This is a genomic window from Pseudomonas oryzihabitans (assembly GCF_001518815.1).
Taxonomy (GTDB): Bacteria; Pseudomonadota; Gammaproteobacteria; order Pseudomonadales; family Pseudomonadaceae; genus Chryseomonas; species Chryseomonas oryzihabitans_E.
Genome location: NZ_CP013987.1, coordinates 2,798,356 through 2,824,267 on the forward strand (window position 1 = coordinate 2,798,356; position 25,912 = coordinate 2,824,267).

At 65.5% G+C, this 25,912-nt stretch carries 22 protein-coding genes; 15 read left to right on the plus strand and 7 right to left on the minus strand.

What is annotated here, in order from left to right; genetic code table 11:
* Positions 1–275: 275 nt before the first annotated feature.
* Complete coding sequence (locus tag APT59_RS12920) at positions 276–1,475, plus strand: aromatic amino acid transaminase (protein WP_059315219.1); 1,200 nt, start codon at positions 276–278, stop codon at positions 1,473–1,475.
* A 129-nt stretch (positions 1,476–1,604) separates the two neighbouring features.
* On the opposite strand, the gene APT59_RS12925 is transcribed toward APT59_RS12920, so the two are convergent.
* On the minus strand, positions 1,605–2,594 hold the full coding sequence (locus APT59_RS12925; protein ID WP_059315220.1) for a LacI family DNA-binding transcriptional regulator: 990 nt from the start codon (positions 2,592–2,594) through the stop codon (positions 1,605–1,607).
* A gap of 163 nt (positions 2,595–2,757) precedes the next feature.
* On the opposite strand from APT59_RS12925, the gene APT59_RS12930 reads away from it, so the two are divergent.
* The 12 genes from APT59_RS12930 to APT59_RS12985 all read left to right on the plus strand — a co-directional run bounded on the left by APT59_RS12930 (position 2,758) and on the right by APT59_RS12985 (position 16,753).
* Entirely contained in the window at positions 2,758–3,924 is a 1,167-nt protein-coding gene (locus tag APT59_RS12930; RefSeq protein ID WP_059315221.1) for a Gfo/Idh/MocA family protein, read from the plus strand.
* Between the two features lie 2 nt (positions 3,925–3,926).
* On the plus strand, positions 3,927–4,997 hold the full coding sequence (locus APT59_RS12935) for a sugar phosphate isomerase/epimerase family protein (protein ID WP_059315222.1): 1,071 nt from the start codon (positions 3,927–3,929) through the stop codon (positions 4,995–4,997).
* A 49-nt stretch (positions 4,998–5,046) separates the two neighbouring features.
* Positions 5,047–6,282 carry a nucleoside permease gene (locus tag APT59_RS12940; protein WP_059315223.1) on the plus strand — a complete coding sequence of 412 codons (1,236 nt, stop codon included), beginning with the start codon at positions 5,047–5,049 and terminating at the stop codon, positions 6,280–6,282.
* Positions 6,283–6,622: 340 nt separating this feature from the next.
* Complete coding sequence (locus tag APT59_RS12945) at positions 6,623–8,173, plus strand: sugar ABC transporter ATP-binding protein (protein WP_059315224.1); 1,551 nt, start codon at positions 6,623–6,625, stop codon at positions 8,171–8,173.
* 37 nt (positions 8,174–8,210) lie between these two features.
* Complete coding sequence (locus APT59_RS12950; RefSeq protein ID WP_027602020.1) at positions 8,211–9,197, plus strand: ABC transporter permease; 987 nt, start codon at positions 8,211–8,213, stop codon at positions 9,195–9,197.
* Between the two features lie 30 nt (positions 9,198–9,227).
* A complete protein-coding gene (locus APT59_RS12955; protein WP_059315225.1) occupies positions 9,228–10,172 on the plus strand; it encodes an ABC transporter substrate-binding protein in 945 nt (314 codons plus the stop codon).
* Between the two features lie 14 nt (positions 10,173–10,186).
* Positions 10,187–11,203, plus strand: coding sequence for an aldo/keto reductase (locus APT59_RS12960; protein WP_059315226.1), 1,017 nt, complete (start codon positions 10,187–10,189; stop codon positions 11,201–11,203).
* Between the two features lie 135 nt (positions 11,204–11,338).
* On the plus strand, positions 11,339–12,349 hold the full coding sequence (locus tag APT59_RS12965; RefSeq protein WP_059315227.1) for a zinc-binding alcohol dehydrogenase family protein: 1,011 nt from the start codon (positions 11,339–11,341) through the stop codon (positions 12,347–12,349).
* A gap of 39 nt (positions 12,350–12,388) precedes the next feature.
* Complete coding sequence (locus tag APT59_RS12970; protein ID WP_059315228.1) at positions 12,389–12,727, plus strand: L-rhamnose mutarotase; 339 nt, start codon at positions 12,389–12,391, stop codon at positions 12,725–12,727.
* Positions 12,728–12,791: 64 nt separating this feature from the next.
* Positions 12,792–13,499: a FadR/GntR family transcriptional regulator gene (locus APT59_RS12975; protein WP_059315229.1), complete on the plus strand. Its 708-nt coding sequence runs from the start codon at positions 12,792–12,794 to the stop codon at positions 13,497–13,499.
* 362 nt (positions 13,500–13,861) lie between these two features.
* On the plus strand, positions 13,862–15,100 hold the full coding sequence (locus APT59_RS12980; RefSeq protein WP_059315230.1) for an OprD family porin: 1,239 nt from the start codon (positions 13,862–13,864) through the stop codon (positions 15,098–15,100).
* Positions 15,101–15,160: 60 nt separating this feature from the next.
* The gene (locus tag APT59_RS12985) at positions 15,161–16,753 is read left to right on the plus strand and encodes an argininosuccinate lyase (protein WP_059315231.1); all 1,593 of its coding nucleotides are present in this window, start codon (positions 15,161–15,163) and stop codon (positions 16,751–16,753) included.
* A 14-nt stretch (positions 16,754–16,767) separates the two neighbouring features.
* On the opposite strand, the gene APT59_RS12990 is transcribed toward APT59_RS12985, so the two are convergent.
* Positions 16,768–18,012: a cation:dicarboxylate symporter family transporter gene (locus APT59_RS12990; RefSeq protein WP_059315232.1), complete on the minus strand. Its 1,245-nt coding sequence runs from the start codon at positions 18,010–18,012 to the stop codon at positions 16,768–16,770.
* 106 nt (positions 18,013–18,118) lie between these two features.
* Here APT59_RS12990 and APT59_RS12995 point away from each other — a divergent pair, with 106 nt between their 5' ends.
* Complete coding sequence (locus tag APT59_RS12995; RefSeq protein WP_059315233.1) at positions 18,119–19,069, plus strand: LysR family transcriptional regulator; 951 nt, start codon at positions 18,119–18,121, stop codon at positions 19,067–19,069.
* A gap of 117 nt (positions 19,070–19,186) precedes the next feature.
* Here the strand turns inward: APT59_RS12995 and APT59_RS13000 are convergent, their stop codons facing one another.
* Positions 19,187–19,795, minus strand: a complete 609-nt coding sequence (locus APT59_RS13000; RefSeq protein WP_059315234.1) for a TetR/AcrR family transcriptional regulator — start codon at positions 19,793–19,795, stop codon at positions 19,187–19,189.
* 87 nt (positions 19,796–19,882) lie between these two features.
* Here APT59_RS13000 and APT59_RS13005 point away from each other — a divergent pair, with 87 nt between their 5' ends.
* On the plus strand, positions 19,883–21,037 hold the full coding sequence (locus APT59_RS13005) for an epoxide hydrolase family protein (RefSeq protein ID WP_059315235.1): 1,155 nt from the start codon (positions 19,883–19,885) through the stop codon (positions 21,035–21,037).
* Positions 21,038–21,141: 104 nt separating this feature from the next.
* Here the strand turns inward: APT59_RS13005 and APT59_RS13010 are convergent, their stop codons facing one another.
* The 4 genes from APT59_RS13010 to APT59_RS13025 all read right to left on the minus strand — a co-directional run bounded on the left by APT59_RS13010 (position 21,142) and on the right by APT59_RS13025 (position 25,681).
* The gene (locus tag APT59_RS13010) at positions 21,142–22,065 is read right to left on the minus strand and encodes a DMT family transporter (protein WP_059315236.1); all 924 of its coding nucleotides are present in this window, start codon (positions 22,063–22,065) and stop codon (positions 21,142–21,144) included.
* 209 nt (positions 22,066–22,274) lie between these two features.
* Positions 22,275–24,077 (minus strand): ABC transporter ATP-binding protein, encoded by a 1,803-nt coding sequence (locus tag APT59_RS13015; RefSeq protein WP_059315237.1) that lies wholly within the window; start codon positions 24,075–24,077, stop codon positions 22,275–22,277.
* Between the two features lie 9 nt (positions 24,078–24,086).
* On the minus strand, positions 24,087–25,466 hold the full coding sequence (locus APT59_RS13020) for an ATP-binding protein (protein ID WP_059315238.1): 1,380 nt from the start codon (positions 25,464–25,466) through the stop codon (positions 24,087–24,089).
* Positions 25,451–25,681 (minus strand): hypothetical protein, encoded by a 231-nt coding sequence (locus tag APT59_RS13025; protein WP_059315239.1) that lies wholly within the window; start codon positions 25,679–25,681, stop codon positions 25,451–25,453. The genes APT59_RS13020 and APT59_RS13025 overlap by 16 nt, the downstream gene beginning before the upstream one ends.
* Between the last annotated feature and the right edge of the window lie 231 nt (positions 25,682–25,912).

Consider the following 25,912-nt stretch of genomic DNA (forward strand, 5'->3'; position numbering starts at 1 on the left):
GTACTGGATTTCAGTTGACTGACTACAGGCTTCCGCAATGAGGCGTGTCCTGGGCAGCCGCTGCCTGAAGATCGAGATCGCTACTGATATGGTTTTTTTAGGCCTGCCTGCTCCGAATGCTCCATTCGGAGCGGTGCTACCCTTCGCGTCGATAAAGGCAACGTCCATGTCTTCCAGCGACTTGGCATGTGACGAGCGAAGGCCGCCGCTCGGCGTGGCGCCAGGTACTGGCGGCGGCGAGACCGGAAATCTCATTGATCAGGTAATGGATAACGATGTTCGAACACCTGACCGAGTACCAGGGCGATCCCATCCTCTCCCTGATCAGGACCTACCAGCAGGACCGCCGACCTGAGAAGGTGAATCTGAGTGTCGGGGTCTACACGGACGCATCCGGGCAGTTACCGGTCTTGCGGGCCGTGGCGGCAGCCGACCAGCATCTGCGAAAAACAGCGCTGGCCCCGTCGATGTACCTGCCCATGGAGGGCCACGAAGGTTTTCGACTGAATGCTCAGCGCCTGCAGTTCGGCGATGCCAGCCCGGCACTGGCGGATGGCCGCGTGGCTACCATCCAGACCGTCGGCGGATCGGGCGCGCTCAAGATAGGCGCGGACTTCCTGCGGCGGTGGTTTCCGGGGTCCGGCGTCTGGGTGAGCGATCCCACCTGGGACAATCACGTCGCCCTCTTCGAAGGCGCTGGCTTCGCGGTCAGCAGATACCCCTATTACTGCCCGTCCTCCGCCGAGCTTGCCTTCCAGGACATGCTCGACACCCTCAGCGGTCTCGCTGCCAGGAGCATCATCCTGCTCCACCCCTGCTGCCACAATCCCACGGGCCTGGATCTCACCACCGCCCAATGGCGGAAGGTCATCCAGGTGCTGGCCGAGCGCGAGCTCATCGCCTTCGTCGACTGCGCCTATCAGGGTTTCGGCACTGGGCTGGAAGAAGATGCCTTCGTCATCAGGGAAATGGAGCGCGCGGGCCTGACCTTTCTCGTGAGCTATTCCTGCTCGAAAAACTTTTCGCTGTACGGCGAGCGGGTCGGCACCCTGTCCGTGGTCTGCGCCTCGGCGGGAATGGCAGCCCGGGCGCTGGGCCAGCTGCAAGCCACGGTGAGACGAAACTACTCGAGCCCCCCGCAGCATGGCGCGCAACTGGTGGACCTGGTGTTGGGCAGCGAGCTCGCCGATCTCTGGCGAGCCGACGTGGATGACATGCGCCAGCGCACCTCCGCCATGCGCGAGCTGCTCGCGACCGCCCTCGGTCACGCGGACCGGTCACTCGGTGAGCGGATTCGTAGCCACCGCGGGCTATTTTCCTATACAGGTCTGGGCAGGACCGAGGTGCAACGCCTGCGGCAGGATTTCGGCATCTATCTGGTCGATAATGGCCGGCTTTGTGTGGCGGGGTTGACCGCCGAACGGGTTGATCATGTCGCCTCGGCTATCGCGGAGGTGCTGCGGCATCCGGAGTGATCCCGCCTAGGCATGGCGAGCCCTGCGGACGGCCTTCACTGCTCCGGTCGGCCCAGGACTGTTCCGCGACGGCGCCCGCCTTCGCTCACGCCTGCTGCTGGCAAGCGCCCAATGGGTGGAGAGCTGCGCTCACCTACATACACCGGTGCTCCCCCGCACCTTCAGTTCGAAGGGCAACACCACCTCTCGCGCAGCCGGCGTACCCCCGTTGAGCACCTCCAGCAGCATGGCCACCGCGCGCTGGCCGAAGGCCTCCGCCGGCTGGGCAATGGTGGTCAGTGGCGGCTCGGTGTAGGCAGCGAAGGCGATGTCATCGAACCCCGCCAGGGAGATGTCTTCCGGGACACGCACCCCGGAGCGCCGCAGGATCTGCAGCGCTCCGATCGCCATCTCGTCGCTGCAACAGAACAGCGCGGTCGGGCGCTCGGGTAGCGTCAGCAGTGCCTTGGCCGCGGCGGCGCCAGCGGCCAGGGTGAAGTCGCCTTCGTGCAGCAGACCAGGATCCAGGGCAATGCCCGCCTGCGTCAGCGCCTCCTGGTAGCCGGCCAGCCGTTCCAGGGTCAGCGGGCTGTCTTCCGGCCCCTTGATCAGGGCAATGCGCCTGTGTCCGAGCGCCAGCAGATGCTCGGTCAGGCAGCGCGCGGCGGCGCGATTGTCCAGCCGGACCTTGGGCCAGGTGTGCTCGGCGAGCACTTCGCAGGCATTCACTACCGGCGGTATGTCGCCCTGGCCGGCAAAGGGATCGAAAGCGCGGAGCTGGATCACCCCATCGGCCTGACGTGCATAGACCAGTTCGGCGTATTCGCGCTCGCGGCGTTCGTCGCCAGCGGTATCGCACAGCAGCACCCGATAACCGGCCGCCTGCGCCGCCTGCTGGATGCCGGCGATGACCCGGGCGAAGAAGCTGTTGGCGATCAGCGGAACTAGCACCACCAGGTTGCCGGTGCGACGGGAGCGAAACTGCACGGCCATCCCGTTGGGCCGATAGTTGGCAGCGGCCACGGCGGCCTGCACGCGCTCGCGGGTAGCAGGCGCCACGACGTCGGGATTCTTCAGGGTGCGCGACACGGTCGCCACTGATACCCCGGCCAATTCGGCAACCCGGCGAATATTGGACATGCAGCCTCGGTAAGCGATGGAAAGGTTGCCACTGTGCGCAAAGGCAATCCGCCAGGCAAGCCATACGCCTGAGCGGCACTTGACTAAATCTGCCAACGGCCGCCAAATGCCGAAAAAATGTAACCGGTTACACCTAGTGCGATAGCAGCCAGAGGATCAGGGGATGCAGGCTCATAACAGCCACAGGATTCGCTACGGCATGATCGGCGGCGGCCAGGGCGCTTTCATTGGCGCCGCCCATCGTCGCGCGGCGGCGCTGGATGGCACGCTGGAGCTGGTCTGCGGCACCTTCAGCCGCGATGCCGGCAACAATGGCGCCTCGGGTCGCGAGCTGGGCCTGGCACCTGAGCGGGTCTATGCGTCCTGGGAGGCGCTGTTGGCTGGAGAACGCCAGCTGCCAGCCGAGCAGCGCGTCGAGTTGCTGGTGATCGTCACGCCCAACGACCTGCACGTCCCCATCGCCGAGGCCGCCCTGGCCGCGGGCTTCCACGTCTTTTCCGAAAAGCCCGCCGGCACCTCGCTGGCGCAGGTGCAGCACCTGGCGGAGACCCTGGCCGCGCTCCCCCTGCGCTACGCCCTGGCCCACACCTATTTGGGCTATCCCCTGGTATGGGAAGCCCGCGAGCGGGTCGCCCGCGGCGAGCTGGGCGCCCTGCGCAAGATCCATGTGGAATATCCGCAGGGCTGGCTCGCCCAGGACCTTGCCGCCACCGGCAACAAGCAGGCGACCTGGCGCGACGATCCGGCCGCGTCCGGCCCGGGCGGTTGCCTGGGCGACATCGGCACCCACGCCTTCAGTCTCGCCGAGTTCATCAGCGGCCAGCGCATCTCCCGGCTCAGCGCCCACCTGCGCAGCCACCTGCCCGGCCGGCGCCTGGACGACGATGTCATGGTGCTGTTCGAGACCACCGAGGGTGCCAGCGGCAGTCTGCTGGCCAGCCAGGTCTGTGTAGGCGAGGAAAACGGCCTGCGCATCCGGCTCTATGGTGAGCAGGGCAGCCTGGAATGGCATCAGCAGGAGCCCAACAGCCTCCTACAGCGCAGTCTCGACCAGCCGCCCCGCACGCTGCGCGCGGGTCTCGGCCAGCCCTGGCTGAGCGCCAGTGCCCAGCAGCGGCTGCGGTTGCCGGCCGGCCATCCGGAGGGGTACCTGGAAGCCCTGGCCAATCTCTACCGCGACCTGGCCGCCGCCATCCGCGATCCGGCTGATCCCGCCGCGGGACTGCCCGGCATCACCACCGGCTGGCGCGGCCTGGCCTTTATCGAAACCGCCTTGGCCAGCCATCAGCGCCAGGGTGCCTGGACGCCACTACCGACCCTAGGAGCCTGACCATGGCCGTTACCTCTCGCCCAGGGCTCAAGGGCCCGGCAATCTTTCTCGCCCAGTTCCTCGATGACCAGCCGCCCTTCGACACCCTGCCCCATCTCGCGCGCTGGGCGGCGGACCTGGGCTACCGGGGCATCCAGCTGCCGACGCTGGGCCATCAATGCCCGAACCTCGAACGCGCGGCCGCCAGCCAGGACTACTGCGACGAGCTACTTGGCCAGTGCGCCGCGGCAGGCGTGGCTATCAGCGAGCTGTCCACCCATTTGCAGGGGCAGCTGGTGGCGGTGCATCCGGCGTTCAACGAGGCTTTCGACGGCTTCGCCCCGCCGGCCCTGCGCGGCCGGCCGGATGAACGCCAGGCCTGGGCGGTCAAGCAGCTCAAGCTGGCCGCAAAGGCCAGCCGGCGACTCGGCCTCAAGGCCGTGGCGACCTTTTCCGGTGCCCTGCTCTGGCCCTATGTCTATCCCTGGCCTCAGCGTCCGGCCGGTCTGGTGGACGAAGGCTTCGCCGAGCTGGCACAGCGCTGGCGGCCGATCCTGGACGTCTACGGCGAAGAAGGCGTGGACCTGTGCTTCGAACTGCATCCGGGCGAGGACCTGCACGACGGCGCCACCTTCGAGCGCTTTCTGGCGGCGGTCGACGACCATCCCCGGGCGCGAATCCTCTATGACCCCAGCCACCTGTTGCTGCAGCAGCTGGACTACCTGGGGTTCATCGACCGTTATCACGCGCGCATCGGCATGTTCCACGTCAAGGACGCGGAATTCCGTCCCGACGCCCGCAGCGGAGTCTATGGCGGCTACCAGGACTGGGCCGAGCGCCCGGGTCGCTTCCGCTCCCTGGGGGATGGCCAGATCGATTTCGGCGCCATCTTCAGCAAGCTCACCCAGTACGGGTTCGACGGCTGGGCGGTGCTGGAGTGGGAGTGCTGCCTGAAGGATGCGGCCCAGGGCGCTGCCGAAGGCGCACCCTTCATCGAGCGTCATCTGATCCAGCCGGCCACCCGCGCCTTCGACGACTTCGCCGGCAGCGACGCCGATCCGGCGCGCAATCGGCGGATGCTTGGCCTGCAGTAGCAGCCCCACCTCGTTTTTTCGTCACATAACCCACAACAAGGAATCGACGATGAACGCACTTTCGCTACGCCTGAGCACCCTGATGTTCCTGCAGTTCTTTATCTGGGGCAGCTGGTTCGTCACCCTCGCCACCTTTCTTGGCAACACCCTCGGCGCCAATGGCGGCCAGATCGGCCAGGCCTTCGCCACCCAGTCGTGGGGGGCGATCCTGGCGCCCTTCGTGGTGGGCCTGATCGCCGATCGCTATTTCAATGCCGAGCGCATCCTCGGCCTGCTGCACCTGGTCGGTGCGGTCCTGCTCTACCAGCTCTATACGGCCGCCGACTTCGCCACCTTCTATCCGCTGGTGCTGGCCTACATGCTCTGCTACATGCCGACCCTGGCACTGGCCAACTCGGTGGCCTTCCGTCATCTGGCCGATCCGGCCCGCCAGTTCGCCAAGATTCGCGTCTGGGGCACCCTGGGCTGGATCGCCGCGGGGTTGGCCATCAGTTTCGTCTTCGCCTGGGACAGCCGCACCGGCATCGCCGCCGGTGCCCTGCGCAACACCTTCCTGCTCGGTGCTGGCGCCTCCCTCATCCTCGGGCTCTACAGCTTCAGCCTGCCGCGGACCGCCCCGCTGCCGTCCGCCAGCCAGGGCCTGGGCGCAGCGCTCGGCCTGGACGCCCTGCGCCTGCTCAAGGACCGCAGCTTCGCCGTCTTCTTTGCCGCCTCGGTGCTGATCTGTATCCCGCTGGCCTTCTATTACCAGAACGCCAACCTCTTCCTGGCCGAACTGGGGGTCGCCAATCCCACCGGCATGATGACCCTGGGCCAGGTGTCCGAGGTCGGCTTCATGCTGCTGCTGCCGCTGTTCATCCGCCGCTTCGGCCTCAAGCGGACCCTGCTGGTGGGGATGCTCGCCTGGGCCGTACGCTATGGCTGCTTCGCCCTAGGCGCCCAGGGTGACGCCCTCGCCTACCTGCTGCTGGGCATCGCCCTGCACGGCGTCTGCTACGACTTCTTCTTCGTCTCCGGCCAGATCTACACCGATGCCAAGGCCGGCGAGGCGAACAAGAGCGCCGCCCAGGGCCTGATCACCCTGGCCACCTATGGCGTGGGCATGCTGGTCGGCTTCTGGGTCGCCGGGATGGTCTCGGATCACTATGCCAGCGGCACCGGCCATGACTGGCAAGGCATCTGGCTGTTCCCGGCGGTGTTCTCCCTGGGTGTATTGCTGGCCTTTCTGGTCACCTTCCGCGACGCCCGCCCGGGGCGCGCCGCGGCGGCTGCGCCGGTGCGCTAGGACATCTCGGTCGGTGGCCCGGCCTGAATAACGCGGGCCACCCAAAGCGCCTTTCTCCAGACACTTCAGATGGACCAGACGCTACGCCTGCTGGTCTACCCTTTCCGTCTCCCTCCCGCGCCAGTCCCTCCACCAAGCCGCGCCGTCCTGAACGCCTGGTCCATCCGTCACCCATCGCCTGCCCTGCGCAACAAGGCTTTCACCAACCAAGCCGTAATCTGGCAAGACCAATTTGAAAAAATCCAATTGGTCTTGCCAGATATCCGAACGGGGGTGTAGCTTCCCTGCCATGGATCTCACATAGGGCAACGACCCTAAAACAACAACAAGAGAGAGCACCATGCTGGATACCCCATCGCCCCGCGGCGAAGGTGGCGGCCCCGTACCGCCCGCGCCCTCGCCCTGCCTGACGCTCGAAAACATTTCCAAGCGCTTTCCCGGCGTCGTGGCCCTCGACGACGTCAGCCTCAGCCTCTACCCGGGCGAAGTCCACGCCATCTGCGGCGAGAACGGCGCCGGCAAGTCCACCCTGATGAAGATCGTCAGCGGCCAGCAGCCGCCGGACGAGGGTCGGATCCGCTACCTCGGCGAAGAGCGGCACTTCAAGTCCGTGTCGGAAGCGGAGCATGTCGGCATCGCCATCATTCACCAGGAACTCAACCTGGTGCCCCACCTCACGGTGGCGGAAAACATCTTCCTGGCCCGCGAGCCGGTGCGCTTCGGTCTGATCGACAGACGCAAGATGCAGGCGGACACCGAAGCCTGCCTAGCGCGCCTGGGCGTGGCCATCAGCCCCCGCGCCCCGGTGGCCAAGCTGTCGGTGGCCCAGCAGCAGATGGTGGAGATCGCCAAGGCGCTGTCCTTGGACGCCCGGGTGCTCATCCTCGACGAACCGACCTCCTCGCTGACCGAAAGCGAGACCCAGGCGCTGTTCAAGGTCATCCAGGACCTCAAGGCGCGCGGCGTCGGCATGCTCTACATCTCCCACCGGCTGGACGAGATGCGCCACATCGTCGACCGGGTGACCATACTGCGCGACGGCCGCTACGTCTCCACCCAGCGCTTTGCCGACACCAGTGTCGACGCCATCGTGGCGGGCATGGTCGGGCGCTCCCTCGACGAGAAATTCCCGCCGCGCACCTCGGTGCCTACCGGCGAGGTACTGCTGCGGGCGCAAGGCCTGACCCGCAAGGGGGTCTTCCAGGACATCAGCTTCGAATTGCGCCGCGGCGAGATCCTCGGCTTCGCCGGTCTCATGGGCGCCGGGCGCACCGAGATCGCCCGGGCGATCTTTGGCGCCGACCGGCTGGATGCCGGCGAGGTGGAGATCAACGGCCGCGCGGTCACTATCCGCACGCCGCGCGACGGCATCGATGAAGGCATCGCCTACCTGTCCGAAGACCGCAAGAAGGACGGCCTGGCGGTCAAGATGACCCTGGCGCACAACCTGACCCTGGCCAATCTGGATGCTCTCTGCGGGCCGCTGGGCTTCATCCGCTTCGGCGAGGAGGCGCGGGTCGCCCAGGACTACGTGCGGCGGCTGGACATTCGCACGCCCTCGATCGACAAGGTCACCCGCTACCTCTCGGGCGGCAACCAGCAAAAGATCATCATCGGCAAATGGCTGTTCCGGGATGCCAGGATCATGTTCTTCGACGAGCCCACCCGGGGCATCGACGTCGGCGCCAAGTACGCCATCTACGAAATGATGGACCAGCTGGCCGCCCAGGGTATTGGCGTCGTCCTGATCAGTTCGGAGCTGCCCGAACTGCTGGGCATGAGTGATCGGATCCTGGTCTTCCACGAAGGCCGCCTGACCGGTGACGTCGAGACCCGGGCCACGTCCCAGGACCAGATCATGCACTACGCCTCTGGCTGCACGTCGCACTGACGGCAGGTCGCCCACGCGTGTCGAGCGAGACAAAGAAATGACCGAAAAACAAAAAGAATTTCTGCAGAAGTTTGGCGCCCTGGTCAGCCTGCTGGCCCTGATCGCGGTGTTTTCCTCCATGAGCAGTGCCTTCCTCACCATGGGCAACGGCATGAGCGTGGCCTTGCAAGTCACCTCCATCGCCTTTCTCGGCCTCGGTGCGACGGCGGTGATCATCACCGGCGGCATCGACCTCTCGGTGGGCTCGGTGCTGGCCCTGGCCGGCGTGGCCAACGCCATGGCAGTCAAGGCCGGCGCGTCCATCGAGGTGGGCATCCTGGTCGGTCTGATCGTCGGCGGGATCTGCGGCGCGATCAACGGTCTGTTCGTGACCCTGGTCAAGCTGCCGCCCTTCATCGCCACCCTGGGCATGATGCTGGTGGCCCGCGGCCTGGCGCTGCGACTGACCGATGCCCAGCCCATTTCCGGACTCGGCGCGGCCTTTGGCGTGCTCGGCAACGGCACCCTGGGCCGCATCGAGCGCATCGGCGACGACGGCTTTCCCAACGTGATCTTTCCGGGCATCCCCTACCCGGTGATCATCATGATCGTCCTGGCCATCGCCCTGTGGCTGGTGCTCAGCCGTACCCGCCTGGGCCGCCACATCTATGCCGTGGGCTCGAACGCCGAAGCGGCCCGGCTCTCCGGGGTCAAGGTGCGCGCGGTCACGCTCTTCACCTATGTGCTGTCCGGCGTGCTGGCCGGCCTGACCGGCGCGGTGCTGATGTCGCGCCTGGTCACCGCCCAGCCGAACGAAGGGGTGATGTACGAACTGGACGCCATCGCCAGCGCGGTGATCGGCGGCACCTCCCTCTCCGGTGGCATCGGCAGCGTGTCGGGCACCCTGATCGGCGCCTTCACCATCGGCGTGCTGCGCAACGGCCTCAACATGCTCGGCGTCTCCAGTTTCACCCAGCAGATCATCATCGGCCTGGTGATCCTGCTGACCGTCTGTATCGACCAGCTCCGCAACCGCAAGAAGTGAACCCTCGATAACAACAACAAGGAACGACCGATGAAAAACTTCAAGAAAGTGGTCCTGGGTGTCGCCCTCTCCGCCGCGACCTCCCTGGCGCTGGCCGGTAACGGCGAGATCGCCGTCATCGTCAAGAGTGCCAACTCCAATTACTGGCAGAACGTGCAGAAGGGCGTGCAGGAAACGGCCAAGCAGCACACCAGCTACAAGGTCACCTTCCAGGGACCGGCCTCGGAATCGGCGATCGCCGACGAGGTGAACATGGTGGTCAATGCCGTCAACCGCGGCGTCTCGGGCATCGTGCTGGCGCCGTCCGACCCGGACGCCCTGGTCCCGGCCATCAAGCAGGCCTGGGAAGCCCATATCCCGGTGGTGCTGATCGACTCCTCGGTGGCGGAAAGCGGCGCGCCCTACTACCAGTCCTTTCTCTCCACCGACAACAACAAGGCCGGCGAGCTTTCCGCCCAGCGCATGATCGAGAAGGTCGGCAAGACCGGCAAGATCGCCATCATGTCCTATGTGCCGGGCACCGGCTCGGAAGTGGGCCGGGTCGGCGGCTTCCGCAAATACCTGGAGCAGCATTCGCAGCTGACCGTGGTGGGCCCCTTCTATTCCCAGTCGCAGATGGCCAACGCCCTCAACCAGACCACCGACGTCCTGGCCTCCAATCCCGACCTCAAGGGCATCTACGGCGCCAACGAACCCACCGCGGTTGGCATGGCGCGGGCCATCGCCCAGTCCGGCAAGGCCGGCAAGCTGCAGGCCATCGGCTTCGACGGCAACGAGGACCTGCAGGGCTTCGTGCGCGACGGCACCCTGGACGCCATCGTGGTGCAGAGTTCCTATCGCATGGGCCTGGAATCGGTCGCCACGGTGATCAAGGTGATCGAGAAGCAGAAGGTGCCCAAGTTCATCGACACCGGCGTCCTGCTCATCGACAAGGCCAACCTGGATAGCGCCGACGCCCGCAACGTGCTGTATTGAACGGAGGCCTGGCGATGAACCTCTCTGAGCGGCGACACCTGGCCGGAAGCCCCCTGACGCTCCCGGTACTCGGGCTCGGCTGTTCCCAGCTGGGCGGGCTGCACCAGGAGATGCCGGCGCAGCAGGCCGTCGATACCTTGGCGAACGCCTGGCAGCAGGGTATCCGCTACTTCGATACGGCGCCCTTCTACGGCCATGGCCGCTCGGAGCATCGCCTCGGGACCGTTCTCGACGAACAGGAGCGCGATGAGTTCGTGCTCAGCAGCAAGGTGGGCCGGCTGCTCGCCCCCAACGGCAGCGAGCGCGCGAACGACGACGGCTGGGCCCGTCCATTGCCCTTCAAGCCGGTCTACGACTACAGCTACGACGCCATCCTGAGATCCCATGAAGACAGCCTGCAGCGGCTGGGGCTGTCACGCATCGACATCCTCTATGTGCACGACATCGGTCGCCGCACCCATGGCGAGCGCCATGACCTGCACTGGCAGGCCCTGACCCAGGGCGGGGGTTTTCGGGCACTGGAGCAGTTGCGCAGCAGTGGCCAGGTCCGGGCGATCGGACTGGGCGTAAACGAATGGGAAATCGTCGTCGAAAGCATGGGTGAATGCCAGCTGGACTGTACCCTGCTGGCGGGCCGCTACACCCTGCTGGAGCAGCAGAGCCTGCGCCCACTGCTCGACCGCTGCGTTGCCGGCGGCAATGCCATCGTCGCCGGTGGCGTCTTCAATTCTGGGATTCTCGCCGGTGGCCAGCATTTCGACTATGGCGTCGCGCCGGCGGCGGTGGTGGCCAAGGTCGGAGCGTTGCAGGAGGTCTGCACCGAATTCGCGATACCCCTAGCAGCGGCGGCCCTGCAGTTTCCGCTGGCGCACCCAGCGGTGGTGTCCTGCGTCATCGGCGCCCGCAGCGCCGAGCAGGTCAGCACCAACGTTGCCTGGCTGCAGACGCCGATCCCGGTGGCTTTCTGGAACACCCTCAAGCAACGCGGCTTGCTGGACGATGCTGCCCCCGTGCTAGGAAACCCGGCATGAGACTGCCCTGCCAGGTTTATCTCCCGGTCGGCGCCACCGCCGTCCTCTACCGACGAAGCCGACCGCTCGCGGTCATTCCCGGCGAAAGCATCGCCACGAATCCAACGTGCATCCCGAGCGATGCGGAGTTTCATCATGCTGACCGTCATCTGTGAAAAACCCGGCCTGCTGGTCTCCCGCGATACTCCCAAGCCCGCGCGTGGCAAAGGCGAAACCCTGATCCGCATCCGGCGGGTCGGCGTCTGCGGGACCGACCTGCACATCTACGAAGGTAACCAGCCCTATCTGGAATACCCGCGGGTGATGGGCCACGAGATTTCCGGCATCGTCGAGGAAACCGACGACAGCGGGCGCCTGCAGGCGGGGGATATTGTCTATGTGGTGCCCTACCTGTCCTGCGGCCAGTGCATCGCCTGCCGCCAGGGCAAGACCAACTGCTGCACCAGGATCGCGGTCCTGGGCGTGCATCGTGACGGCGCCTTGACCGAGTACCTCAGTCTGCCCGACCGCTTCGTCTTCAAGGCCGAGGGCCTCACCCTCGACCAGGCGGCGATGGTGGAATTTCTCGCCATCGGCGCCCATGCCGTGCGCCGTTCGGGGCTGGGCCAGGCCCAGCGCGTGCTGGTGGTGGGCGCCGGCCCCATCGGCATGGCGGCGGCGATCTTCGCCGGCATCGCCGGGGCCCAGGTCACCGTCCTCGACACCCGCACCGATCGCCTGGAATTCTGTCGCCAGCACCTGCAGGTCGCGGCCACGGTGACCGTCGGTGACGGCGACAAGGACGAACTGGCGCGGCTGACCGATGGCGACTTCTTCGACGTGGTGTTCGACGCCACCGGCAACGCCCGCGCCATCGAGCGCGGTTTCGAATTCGTCGCCCATGCCGGCAGCTATGTGCTGATCTCGGTGGTCAAGGACCACATCCGCTTCGCCGATCCCGAGTTCCACAAGCGCGAGACCACCCTGCTGGGCAGTCGCAACGCCACCGCCGAGGATTTCCAGCACGTCGAGCGCTGCCTGCGCGAGGGACTGATCCCGGACGCGGCACTCAACACCCATCGCCTGCAACTGGCCGAGCTGCCCACCCGTTTCGCGGAGCTGCTGGACCCGGCCCGTGGCGTCGTCAAAGCCATCGTCGAAATCTGAACGGGTCTGATCGGCCGCCACCGGCCGAGGAGCGAGAACATGACACGCTACTGTCTGCTGCTGGACCTGCGGGACGACCCCGCGCTCATCGCCGAATACGAACGCCAGCACGCGGCGGTCTGGCCCGAGGTCATCGCCCATCTGCGCGAGGCCGGCGTCGTCAACATGACCATCTGGCGCCTCGGTTGCCGCCTGACCATGCTGCTCGAAGCCGGGCCGGACTTCTCCTTTGCGCGGATGCAGGCGCTGGAGCAGCGCAATCCCAGGATCCAGGAATGGGAAACCCTGATGGCGCGCTATCAGCTGTCCTCACCCGAGGCGGGATCGGAGAAGTGGCAGCTGGCGACGCCGCTGTTCGAGCTGGCCGCCCTGCCCTGAGCCGCTGGCGCCGAACCGGGTAGCCCATGAGATACTGAAGCCCTTGAAGATGCAGGTTTCATCAATGACGCTGCCCACTGCCACCACCGAAAGAAAGCTCTACCAGAAGATCGCGGATCGCCTGCGCCAGCACATCCGCGAGGGCGCCATCGAAGCCGGTACCCGTCTGCCGCCGGAGCGCGATCTGGCCCAGCTGCTGGGCGTCTCCCGGCCATCGCTGCGCGAAGCCCTGATCGCCCTGGAAATCGAAGGCAACATCGAGGTCCGCCAGGGCTCCGGGATCTATGTGAACGCGGCCCTGCTGAACACCGGAGCACGTACCTCCACCCTCGGCGAGAGTCCTTCGGAGCTGATGCACGCCCGGGCCATGATCGAGGGCGCGACCATCGTGCTGGCCTGTTCCCTGGGCGGCAAGGCCGATTACCGCTACCTGGCGAAGTGCATCCAGAACATGAGCGACAAGATCGCCCAGGGACTTTCGCCCATGGAGGACGATCGCAAGTTCCACTGCCGCCTGGCCCGGATGAGCGGCAACTCCACGCTGGTACGCATCATCACCTCGCTGTTCGACGAGCGCCATAGCCCCCTCTCCACCCACGTCGCCGAGCAGACCGAAAGCCAGAAGACCTGGGGCGTCGCCGTGGCCGAACACGAAGCCATCCTGCGCGCGGTGGAAGCCCGCGACCTGATCGGTGCCCAGACCGCCATGCGCCACCACCTGCTCTGTTCGGAAGCGCGCTGGCTCGAGGGCTTCGCCTCCAGCGAGGATTGAGGACGGCAGCGTCGCACCCGTGACCGGCGGATCTGCCGTCTGAGCCAACTCTTGACGATGAGAGAAAACCGGTTCTTTTCAGCAGGCGCCGCGCCAGCCTTTTCGCCGGCCATCGTCCGCTGATACTCAGCGCGGATCGCTACCCCCGCATCCAGCAAGACTTGGCAAGGACCTCGACCCGGCCATCAGCGGCTGAGCAATGACACCCTTTTCGCCCCTCAGGGCCATACTCAAAAAGTATTCACCCACGACTTTTCATATATTTTTAATCTTTCAGCAAAGTCCTTAAGGTTCCCGTCGTGAGCGGCTATCGCCTCACGATGAAACGCGCCCAATAACAATAATGCGTCAAGGAACCCACCATGCGCCTGTCACCGCTAGCACTCGGGGTTGGTACCGCCGCCCTCGCCTCCTTCCTTCCCCTCGATGCCTCCGCCGAGCTGTTCGCCGACAGCAAGGCCGACCTAGAGCTGCGCAACTTCTACTTCAACGGCGACTATCGCCAATCCGGCGCTCGGCAATCCAAGCGGGAGGAATGGGCCCAGGGCTTCATTCTCAACTACGAATCCGGCTTCACCGAGGGCCCGGTAGGCTTCGGTATCGACGCCCTGGGCATGCTCGGCCTCAAGCTGGATTCGGGGCCGGACCGGCAGAACACCGGTCTGCTGCCGGTGGGCGATGAGCGAGCACCCGACGACTACAGCAAGCTCGGGCTGACCGGCAAGGTCCGGGTGTCCAAGAGCACCCTGAAGGTCGGCACCCTGATTCCCCGGCTGCAAACCATCCGCAGCAGCAATTCGCGCCTGCTGCCGCAGACCTTCCAGGGCGCCCAGCTGGTGTCCAAGGAACTGGACAACCTCACCTTCAACGCCGGGCGCCTGACCCAGAACCGGGTCCGCAACGACAGCGCGAACGAGGACATGACCGTGTCGGGCAGCGGCATTCGCGGCGGCCGACCGAGTGACCAGTTCGACTTCGCCGGGCTGAGCTACAAATGGACCAAGCAGCTCACCACCGTCTACGACTACGGTCATCTCGACCAGAACTATGAACAGCATATGTTCAACGTGCTGCACGTCCTGCCGCTCGGCAAGAACCAGTCGCTGGAGACGGATCTGCGCTATGCCCGCTCGCGCAAGGACGGCGGCACCAACGTCGACAACGATGCCTATGGAGCCAAGTTCACCTACAACCTCGGCCATCATGCCTTCGGCGCCGCCTACCAGCAGATGCACGGCGAGACCGGCTTTCCCCATCTCAACGGCACCGATTCGTACCTGGTCAACTACGTGATGCTGTCGCCGGACTTCGCCAATCCGGGCGAGCGCTCCTGGCAGGTGCGCTACGACTACGACTTCGCGGCCTGGGGCCTTCCGGGACTCGCCTTCATGACCCGCTATCTCAAGGGCGACCATTTCGACGGACCCGGCGGGATCGCCGGCAAGGAGTGGGAGCGCGATACCGAGCTGGAATACACCGTCCAGACGGGCGCCCTGAAGAACGTCAAGGTGCGCTGGCGCAACGGCAGCTACCGCAGCCGCAACGATACCGACCTCGACCAGAACCGCCTGATCCTCAGCTACACCCTGCCCCTGCTCTGACGCCACGGCCGGCTACGCCTCCGCACCGGCCCCGATCCCGCCCCGAAAGGACCATCGCCCATGCTCGCTACCCCGCGTTTACTGCCGCTTGCCCTGTTCATCGCCCTGGCCGCCGGGACTCCGGCGCTGGCCGCCAACACCGCCGACGCGCCCTGCAAGACCACCGCCGAGTGCAAGGCCGAGGTCGCCAGGATCGGCGGCACCGTCACCCACAGCGGCGCCCGCGTTGGAGGCGTCGAAGACCAGTTCGACGGACTGAACCGCATCAACAAGGCGTCCATCGTGATGCTGACCGAGGAAGGCATCGTCACCCCGGAGATGGGACGCAAGATCGCCGGCGGGGTCGAATTCGCCATCGACCAGGGCGCTCGGCCGGACGGCAAGCGACCCAGCGACGTGCTCCAGCTGGAAAAGATCATGACCGACAAGATCGGTCCGGAAGCCTCGCTGATCCACTCGGGCCGCAGTCGCCAGGACATCTATGCCACCTACCGCCTGGCGTCTCTGCGTAGCCAGGTGCTGGCCTACAGCGACGCCGTGAACGCGACCCGCCAGCGCCTGCTGACCCTCGCCGCCGCCAACGTCGATACCCTGGTGCCGGCCTATACCAACGGCGTCCAGGCGATGCCGATCTCCTACGCCCACTATCTGCTCGCCTACGCCGATTCCTTCGCCCGCGACGCCCAGCGCATCGCCCAGCTCTATCAGCGCCTCAACCTCAGCCCGATGGGTACCGCCGTACTGGCCAACTCCGCCTACCCGCTCAATCGCGAGCGCCTCGCCAGCCTGCTCGGCTTCGATGGCGTGCGCCAGAACTCGCTGGATTCCAGCCAGGTCTCCACCTACGACATCCCCATCGAAGCCGCCGATATCGCCGCTTCCTCGGCGATCCGTCTCGGCGCGATGATCGGTGACATCCACACCCAGTACCACCAGATCCGCCCCTGGCTACTGTTGGAGGAAGGCTCCACCTACACCAGCAGCGCCATGCCGCAGAAACGCAATCCGGGGCTGTTGATGCGCACCCGGGAAGCCGCCTCGGACACCATCGGCCTGGCGCAGACCATCACCCTGCGCGCGCACAACGTGACCACCGGGATGACGGACTACAAGTTCGCCTTCGATGACCTGAATTTCTATGATTCGGCCATCGGCATGTTCACCAGCATGGACCGCGTGCTCGACGCCCTGAAGGTCAATCCGCAGCGCGCCCTGGAAGAACTCGAGAACGAATGGACCACCTCGATGGAGTTGGCCGATACCCTGGAGCGGGCGCACAAGGTGCCCTTCCGCATCGGTCACAGCTTCGCCTCGCTGATCGTCACGGAAGCCCGCAACGAAGGCTACACACCCAAGACCTTTCCCTTCGCCAAGGCCCGGCAGCTCTACACCCAGGCTGCCGAGAAGTACCAGTGGAAGGAGACCAGCCTGCCGCTGCAGGAAGCCGAATTCCGCAACGCGCTCTCTCCGACCAACATGGTCAAGACGCGGGTCGGTACCGGTGGTCCGCAACCGGCCGAGGTGCAACGTATGCTCGGCGAGGCGAAGCAGGCCCTGCAGGCCGATGTCGACTGGACCAAGGCCCGGCGTCAGCGGTTGGCCGAGGCCGATACCGCCCTCGACCAGGCCTTCGGCAAGCTGCTGAAGAACTGATCGACTCGCCCGGCTCAGGAGGCGAGCGCGGCCGTCAGTCGTGGCCGGTCCAGCGTCCCCTGCCAGCGCGCCAGCGCCAGGCAGGCGACGCAGTTACCCAGCACATTGGTGAGCGACCGGCATTTCATCAGTCGCTCGACGCCCAGCAACAGGCCGACCGCCTCCACTGGCACGAAGTGCAAGATCGACAGGGTCGCAGCCAAGGTCAGAAAAGCCGAACCGGCGACACTGGTCGAACCCAGGGTGGTGATCAAACCGACGACGATGAAAATCGCCAGTTGCGCGGCTGACAGCTCCACGCCAGCGAACTGGGTCAGGAACAGCAGTGCCACCGCGATATACAGATTCGAGCCCGCCAGGTTGAAGGTGTAGCCGGTGGTGAGCGACAGCCGCACCAGCTCCGTCGGACACCCGGCGCGTTCGAGGCGACCGATCAGCAACGGCAAGGCCGCGACCGAGGAGCCGGTGACCGCCACCAGCAGCAACTCGCGCCTCAACCAGACGATCAGGCGCAGCAGCGAAAAGCCACAGAGCCGCGCCACCAGCCCCAGCACGCCGCAGATGAAACACAGGGCGGCGAGATAGACCGCGACCAGGAACTTCAGGAGGGGCCACAGGGAAGCGCCGCCATAACGTGAGACGGTGAAGGCCATGGCACCAAAGGCGGCGAGGGGCGCCAGGCGGAGAAACAGGCGCAGCAGCCGCAACTGTAGCGCCAAGGCCTGTTCGATCCCGGCAAGCCACGGCATACCCCGCTCGCCCAGGCCGCGCAGCACCAGCCCCAGGGCGATGGCCAGGCACAGCATGGGCAGCATGGCGCTCTGGGTAAAGGCGCCCACCAGGGTGCCTGGCAGGCTGTCGAGCAGACTCGGCAAGGGCGTGGCGGCACTCGGCAGCAGCGGGTCCGCGGGTTCCGCGCCGTTCCAGTCGATGGGTACGGGGCCTAGCCCGGTGGCGGTACCCGGGTGGATCAGCAGGCCAACCAGTACGCCGACCAGCAGGGACAGCAACGACATGAGCTGGAAATAGAGAACCATGCGCGCCGCCATGGCGCCGGCACCCCGCCCCAACCGCGCGATGGCCGCGACGATGAGCGCGAACATGAGCAGGGGAATCACCAGGCCCAGGGTGCGCAGGAACAGATCGCTCAACGGCTTCATGGCAGCGCCCAGGTCAGGACGCCAGAGTCCGAGCAGCAAACCGCAGGCAAGGGCCACGCCTATCTGCACACTGCCATTGCGAGCGATCCGCGCGATCATCCGGACTCCTGCCGTTGTTATTATTGTGCGGGTGGCGCCAGACACCGTGCGCCCCATCCTAACCGATCGGTCACCCTGGCCGGCGTCAACGAGGTCCTGCGAGCGAATGGAATTGCGGCATTTGCGTTACTTCGTCACGGTAGCCGAGGAGCAGCATTTCACCCGGGCCGCCGCGCGGCTGAACATGCAGCAGCCTCCACTCAGCCAGCAGATCCGGGCCCTGGAAGACGAGCTGGGCTTCGCCCTCTTCCTGCGTCACCCCAAGGGCGTTGCCCTGACCGCCGGGGGCGCCGCCTTCCTGCTGGAGGCCCGCGACATCCTCGCCCGGGTGGGCCAGGGCGCTCACCGCGCGGCACGCGTCGCGCGCGGCATCGACGGCACCCTGGCCCTCGGCTTCACCAGTTCGGCGGCCGCCCATGCCCTTATTCCCCGCATCATCCGCGCCTACCGAGAGAGTTACCCGGATGTGGAGATCGCCATCGCCGAAGACAACGCCCAGGGCCTTACCCAGCGGGTAGCCGAGGGCCGGTTGGATATCGGCATCCTGCGCGCCCCCGTCAGCGCGCCGGAGGGTGTCACCTATCACCGGCTGCTCAACGAGGCGATGCTGTTGGCCTTGCCGAGCAATCACCGACTCATCGCCGGGATCGGCGAAGAGGCCCTGGAAAGCCTGGAGCGCCGGGGACTGCCACTGGCGACCCTGGCCGACGAACATTTCATCCTGGTGCGCAAACCGGGCGCGCCGGGCATGTATGCCAACCTGCTGGACGCCTGCCGCCATGCCGGCTTCGAGCCCTGGGTCGCCTTCGAAGTCGACCGCATGCTCACCAACCTCAGCCTGGTGGCCGCCGGCGCCGGTCTCTCGGCGGTCCCGGCCTCCATGACCGAGTTGCACAGATCCAGCATCTTCTACTGCCCCATCCTGGACGCCCGCCCCCGGCTGGCCGCCCCGATCACCCTGGCCTGCCGCGCCTTCAACCCTTCGCCCGCCCTGCAGAACTTCATCGCCCTGGCCCGGCAACTGGCCGGCAGGCCGCAGCGGCGGGATCGGGGCTGAGGGAGTACGTCCACCCCCTTGGATATTCCGCGCTCAAGCAGGAGGGGGCTATCTGGCTAACGTGCCCTAAAAGGCCGGCCACAGCATTAAGGTGGCCCGTTCCCCCGCCAGGTGCGCTCAGCGGACCAGGAGGCGGATCGCCTTCTCGATCCGGTCCGCCGCCTGAGCCTGTAGCAACTGGGGGTCATCACCCAGCAGCGCCCGCAGCTGATGCGGGGCAAACACCAGATCGATGAACGCCTCCAGCAGGTGATCGACGTCGTCCGGCCGATCCGGGCCCGCTTCGATCGCCTGCCGCACACGCAGGCGCCCGGCTTCCCAGCCGATGCGGGTCGCCTCGGCCGCGACCGCCGGGAAACGATCGGCCGTCGCGATGACCAAACGCATCATGGCCAGGGTTTCCGACCGTGAGGCGTGCTCCAGCATGTCCTTACCGGCCAGCCGCAACCGCTCTGCCAGGGGCAGGCCCGTGGGTAGGGGCTCGATCTGCGGCAGCGTTCCGGAGTGGCGGCGGATCACGGCCTCGAACAACTGATCCTTGTTGGCATAGCGTGCATAGAGGCTGGCCTTGCCCGCCCCCGCGAGCCGCGCGACCGCCTCGCAAGAGGTACCGGCAAAGCCCTGCGCCAGGAACAGCTCGAACGCGGCGTCCAGCAATCGGCGATCGACATCGCCTGCCTCTTCCCGACGGGGTCGCCCGCCTCGTGGTTTGGTCATCTCGCTCATGGCCGAACCTTAAGCGGATTGACAGTGGCTGTAAACTGAACGATAACGTTCAGTTATGCGACTGCGCCCTTCACTGCGAGGCTCTCCATGACCGATCTCATCCAGCCCTTTCCTATCCAGGTGCCCCAAGCCCAGCTCGACGACCTGCTCGAAAGACTCCAACGGACCCGCTGGCCGGACCGCGAGACCGCCCCCGATGGGAGCCAGGGACCGCAACTGGAGCGTCTGAAGGCCCTGGTGGAGCGCTGGATCAGTGGCTATGACTGGCGAGCGGCTGAGGCCCTGATGAACAGCTGGGGCAGTAGCCGCACCGAAATCGACGGGCTCGGCATTCATTTCCTGCATGTTCGCTCTCCCGAGCCGCAGGCCACACCGCTGCTGCTCACCCACGGCTGGCCAGGTTCAGTGCTGGAGTTTCGTGAGGTGATAGGCCCGCTCACCAACCCGGTCGCCCATGGGGGCGATGCGGGCGACGCCTTCCACCTGGTGATTCCCTCCCTGCCCGGCTTTGGCTTCTCGGACCAGCCGCGCGAATCCGGATGGGGAGTTGGCCACGCCGCCATGGCCTGGATCGAGCTCATGCGCCGGCTTGGCTACGGCGATCACTGGCTGGCGCAGGGTGGCGACTGGGGCGCTGCGGTGACAACGGCCCTGGCGCACCTGCGCCCAGCGGGCCTGGCAGGCGTGCATCTGAACATGGTGATGTTCCAGCCCACCGACCAGGAAGTGGCCGAGGCTACGCCGGACGAGCAACGGATGCTCGCGGATGCCACCCGCTACGAGCGCGAATACTCGGGCTACATGAAAGTACAGGCGACCCGGCCGCAGTCGGTCGCCTTTGCCTTGGCCGACTCACCCGTGGGGCTCGCGGCCTGGATCTACGCCCTGTTCCAGGATGTATCGCACACCGCGGGCGAGCCCGAGCGCGTGCTGGCGCTGGATCATCTGCTCGACGACATCATGCTCTATTGGCTGCCCAATGCCGGTGCCAGTTCGGCGCGTTTCTACTGGGAAGCGATGCGCGAGATGGCGAATGGCATGCCCACCGCCCCGCTACCCCTACCCGCTGGCGTCAGCATCTTTCCCGGCGAGCAGCTGCGCCTGTCCCGCCGCTGGGCAGAGCGGCGCTTCGCCGATCTGCGGTTCTTCGCGGAAGCCGATCAGGGTGGGCACTTCGCGGCGATGGAAAATCCGCAAGCATTCGTGGCTCATCTCCGAGCGACCTTTCGGGCATTAGGCTGAGCCCGCACTCTTCCATTGATTGCCGGTAGGAGATTTCGGGCTGCGTCGCTATCTACGCTTTACGCACTGACAGGCTAGGTGCCCTTGTAGCCAAGGGCGCTTTGCTAAGGCTTTTTCTGGACGCATGAAATCAGCACACCCGCGCTCAGAATCATCAACATTCCACCCCAGGTAAGGAGATCTGGGATCTCGTGGAACAACACATATCCCCATAGGCAGGCGAAGATAAGGTAGGCGTAGTCGAAGGTACCGACCAGCGCCGCAGGGGCGATTTGATAAGCCCTGGCGGTGGCCGCATTGATGAAGACCAACGCCATGGCATAGCAGACGATGAAGGCCATCTCCTGCCGACCAAGTGGCTGCCAGGGAGACAATAGGAAATTGGCTCGAGCAGCTACCGTGTTACTGACCATGAGCGAGGTAAGGCCCCCCAAGCAGGCAGCCACCAAAAAGGCGATATTCAATCCCAGCGCCAATACCAAAGGGTGCTCGTTGCGACAGTGCCGCCGCGTGATCACCATCGCGCCCGCATAGAAGACCGCGCCGATGACCGGCAGCAGCGTGGCAGGAGTAAAGGCATCCGTACCTGGACGTAGCACCAGGGCCACGCCAGCAAAGCCGATGCCCACCGCAGACCAACCCAGTCTGGGCAAGGACTCACCGCCATAGCGGGTCGCTAAAAGCGCGATGAAAATGGGTGTCGTATAGATAGCGACGGCGGCAACCGACAGGGAAATGAAGGGAAGCGCGGAGTAGTAGCTGATCCACATCAGCAAGAGCAGGATACTTCTAACCATCACCCAGCGAATCGAGCCTATTTCGAGGCGACCTGCCTGGAAGCGGCTGATCACCCAGAGGCCAAGGGCCGGCACCGAAAGACAGGACACCGAGAGAAACAGCTGCCAAAGCGGTAGTCGCGCACTGAAGTATTTGACCAACGCATCCGCCAGGGACAGGACAAACACCGCTGTGACGATCAAGCTGATTCCCTGGCGGAGGCGATCGTTGCCTACATCCTTTTGCGTCATCCGTAACACCTCCCTCTGAGGCTGTGCTGCTATGAGCCAGCGTTTGCCAGGGATGCGCCGACTGTGATCACCATCAGTGGCGCACTATGAAAGTCGTTCCCCTTGCCATCGTCAATGTCACCGCAAGCTAATTCCTTCCAGCGCCAGTGTATCCCTAGGGTGCCACGTCATGTCGGGGATGGGTGGCGAAGCGGTAGATGACACGAGCGCTAGGCATTGCGCGCCATGACCGCATAGAGTCCCTCCTGCCTCACCAACTCGTCGTGGGTACCCTGCTCCACCAGCCGCCCCGCCTGAATGACGAGAATCTGATCGGCCTGCCTGACGGTGCTCAGGCGATGCGCGATGGAGATCAAGGTCCGCTGGCCCTGCAGCGAAGCCAGGGCGCTGGCCATCGCGGCCTGCGTCTTGGCGTCCAGGGCGCTGGTCGCTTCATCGAGGAGGATGATCGGCGGATCGCGCAGCAGCATGCGCGCCAGCGACAGGCGTTGGCGCTCGCCGCCGGACAGCTGATAACCCCGGTCACCGACGCCCGCCTGCAACCCGTCGGCAAGCCCACGCACCGTCGCATCCAACTGCGCCCGTTCCAGTGCCCACCACAACTCCTCCTCGCTCGCCTCGGGCTTGGCGAAGCGCAGATTGGCCTCGATGCTGGCATTGAGCAGGAAGGTATCCTGGGTCACGATGCCTACCAGGTTGGCCAGGCTTTCGAAGCTCAGCGCGCGGACATCGATACCGTCATAGGTGATACGACCGTGATCGACGTCGTACAGCCGCGCGATAAGGTAGGACACCGTGGTCTTGCCAGAGCCGGTCGGGCCGACCAGTGCCGTGTGCTTGCCGGCCGGTATCTCGAGCGTCAGATCCTTGAGCACGACCCGGTCGCCATAGGCGAAGCTGACGTCCTCGAAGCGGATGCCCTGCGTGAAGTCCTGGCGCGCCAGGCTCACCGGCGATGCAGCCTCGGTGACTGTCGCCGGCGTATCCAGGTAGCTGAACACACGCGCCAACAAGGCACGGCCCTTGGCGAACTCGATGCGGGTTTCGAATATCTCGATCAGCGGCCAGAGCAGCTGTTCCTGCAGGGCGATGAAGGCCACCAGGGTCCCGATGGATACCTCCAGGCCCAGGCCGATGAACAGGCCGCCGCCCATGAACGTCAGCGCGGGCAGGATATCGAGCGCCAGGAAGACGAGCGCGAACTCCCACTGTCCCGCGGTGCTGGCCTGGGTCTCCAGGCGGGCGAGCGTTGCCGAATCCCGCTGAAAACGGTGCACGAGGTAGTGCACGCGACCCATGGTGCGCGACAGGATGATGCCTCCGGCCGACAGGGACTCGGCGATATTGGCCGACAGGTCCGCCACCTGCTCCTGTTGCTGGTAGGTCACGCGCTCCCGTAACTGCGCGACGCGTCCATTGATCCAGACCAGCAGCGGAATGACCGCCAGCGAGGCACAGGCCAGTCGCCAATCCAGCAGCAGCATCGCTACCAGGGTTGCAGCCACCACGCTCAGGTGCTTGGCGAGATCCGTGGCGGAGTTGGTCAACAGGGCCTGCAGACCGGCGATGTCACTGGACAGGCGCGCCTGGACTTCGCCCGCGCGGGTACCGGAGAAAAAGCTCAGCGATAGGCTCTGCAGGTGCTGGTAGAGGCGTGTCCGCAGCGCGTGCATGATGCTTTGGCCGACCCGGATCGAGACGTAGGTCTGCGTCAGGTTGGCGATGGCGTTGAACAGCGCGACCCCGACCAGGCCGCCCGCCAGATAGCCCAGGAGCCTGAGGTCTTTCGCTGGCAAGGCATCGTCGACGATGCTGCGTATCAGGAACGGACTGACGACGCCGGTCATCCCGGCGACCGCGATCAGCAGCACCACCAGGATGATCGCGGCCCGATGGGGAACAAGTAGCGTGAAGACCCGGGCGGCGGAGACGTGACGCTCGGCGAGGTCGCCATAGTGGTCAGGGGTCGCGGGATCGTCATGCGGCTGAGCGGAAGAACGGAAACTGGACATGTCACTGATTCAGGAAGGTGAAGAAAAGCGCGGACCGCTGTCCGCCGCGTAACGCGCAGCAGCGCGCGATGGTGTTTCAACGTCAGCCAGGAGGTGGTCGGGCAGCAGGATGGCGAACCGCGCCCCGCCCTTTTCGCTCTGGGCCAGGGTGAGCCGTCCTCCCTGCTTCTCTATCGCCCGACGACTGATCGACAGACCCAGGCCGAAGCCTCCCGTGGTCCGATCCCGACTGCGATCCAGCCGATAGAAGGGCTCGAATACCCGCTCCCGTTCGCCCGCCGGAATGCCTTCGCCGTCGTCCTCGACCAGGATCAGCAAACCTTCGGACTCGCGGCGAACGGTCAGCCATACCTGCTGCTGGCAATACCTCAGGGCGTTGCCGACCAGATTCTGCAATGCCCGGGCAGTGAGCCGTGGCGCCAGGACCACCCGTTCCGGCGCCTGGTCGACACTCAGGCTCAAGGTGACGCCCCGCCTTTCCTGTTCCTCGTTGAAATCCGCCAGGACGCTGTCCAGAAACTCGTCGAGCCTGAGCAACTGGCGCTCGGGAGCCTCATGGCTGGCGTGCAGGCGGGCGTAGGAAAGCAGCTCGTTGACCAGCGCATCCAGCTCGCGCACATGGCGAATCTGCTGTTCGAGCCGGCGCTGCGTCTCGGCAGGGAGCGGATCGGCTTGCAGCAGAGCCAGGCCGAATTCCAGGCGCGAGAGTGGCGTCCGCAGTTCGTGGGAGACGGCATTGAGCAGGTCACGCTGCTGCACGATCAGGGTTTCGAGGTCCTGCGCCATGTCATCGAACGCCCGGGCGAGCTGGCCGATGTCCGAGCGCGGCGAAATGGCGGTACGTTCCTGCAGATGCCCCTTGCCCAGGCGGGCCGCGGTACGCCTGAGCCGTTCCAGATCTCGCCAGTGGGGCCGCAACCAGAAGTACAGGCAGACCAGCAGCGCCGCGCCAATTAGGGCATTCATCGCCCAATAAGTCAGCGCTATGTCGGTGGGCGCCTCGGGAAAGGCTACCCAGAGCACCTGCCCGCCAGGCAGCGGTACCAGGGCGATGCTGGGATCACCGTCGTCGCCAAGGCGCACCCGCCGTTCGCCCTTCGCCAAGCCGTGGCGCTCGCTGCGGGTCAACCGGGGATCGGTTTGCAGCCCCAACTGCAAGGCGAGAGGCGCAATCTCGGTATTCAGATCGGCCAGCAGCGTGGGCCACCGGGAAAGCGGCGCTTCTACAAAGGTGCGCTCGACCAGCTTCAGCGGGCCATTCATCTGCTCCAGGCTGTATCGGCTATAGCGATCGCTGAACATCTGTACCAGCGCCTCGGGCACCAGATAGCTGGCGGCGCCATAGGTCGCCAACAGAACGAGATAGAGCCGGATCAGGATCTTGAGCATCTAACCTTCTCCACCCGGCTGGGCAGGCAACCCTGCCGGCCGTCCAGACCCGGCAACAGGGTATCGAGCCCCTCTTGCTGCGGCCCCAGGCACAACATCTCGATCAGGTCCTGTTCAACACGCCCGATGATGGTCACGGCGTAGTCCTGCCGCGCCAGGCAGGGGGCGCTGGGGCCGACCAGGGCAGTGTCGTCTTCGGCGATAAGCAAGGGCATCACAAGGGGGCATCCCGGCAATAAAGCGCGGAGCATAACGGAGCGCCGAGCGCTCAAGCCCAGGCCTTAACACTCTTTCACAAGAGACCTACAGACCTTTACAAGGCGGTCCACGGGAGCCGCCTACCATGGCGTTCTCCACGAGGATGACCCATGTTTCGCCATCAGCACCCAGGCTTGCGCCCACCCTTGAATCAGGGGCCCGCGGCCCTCGATACCACCCTTGTCCCA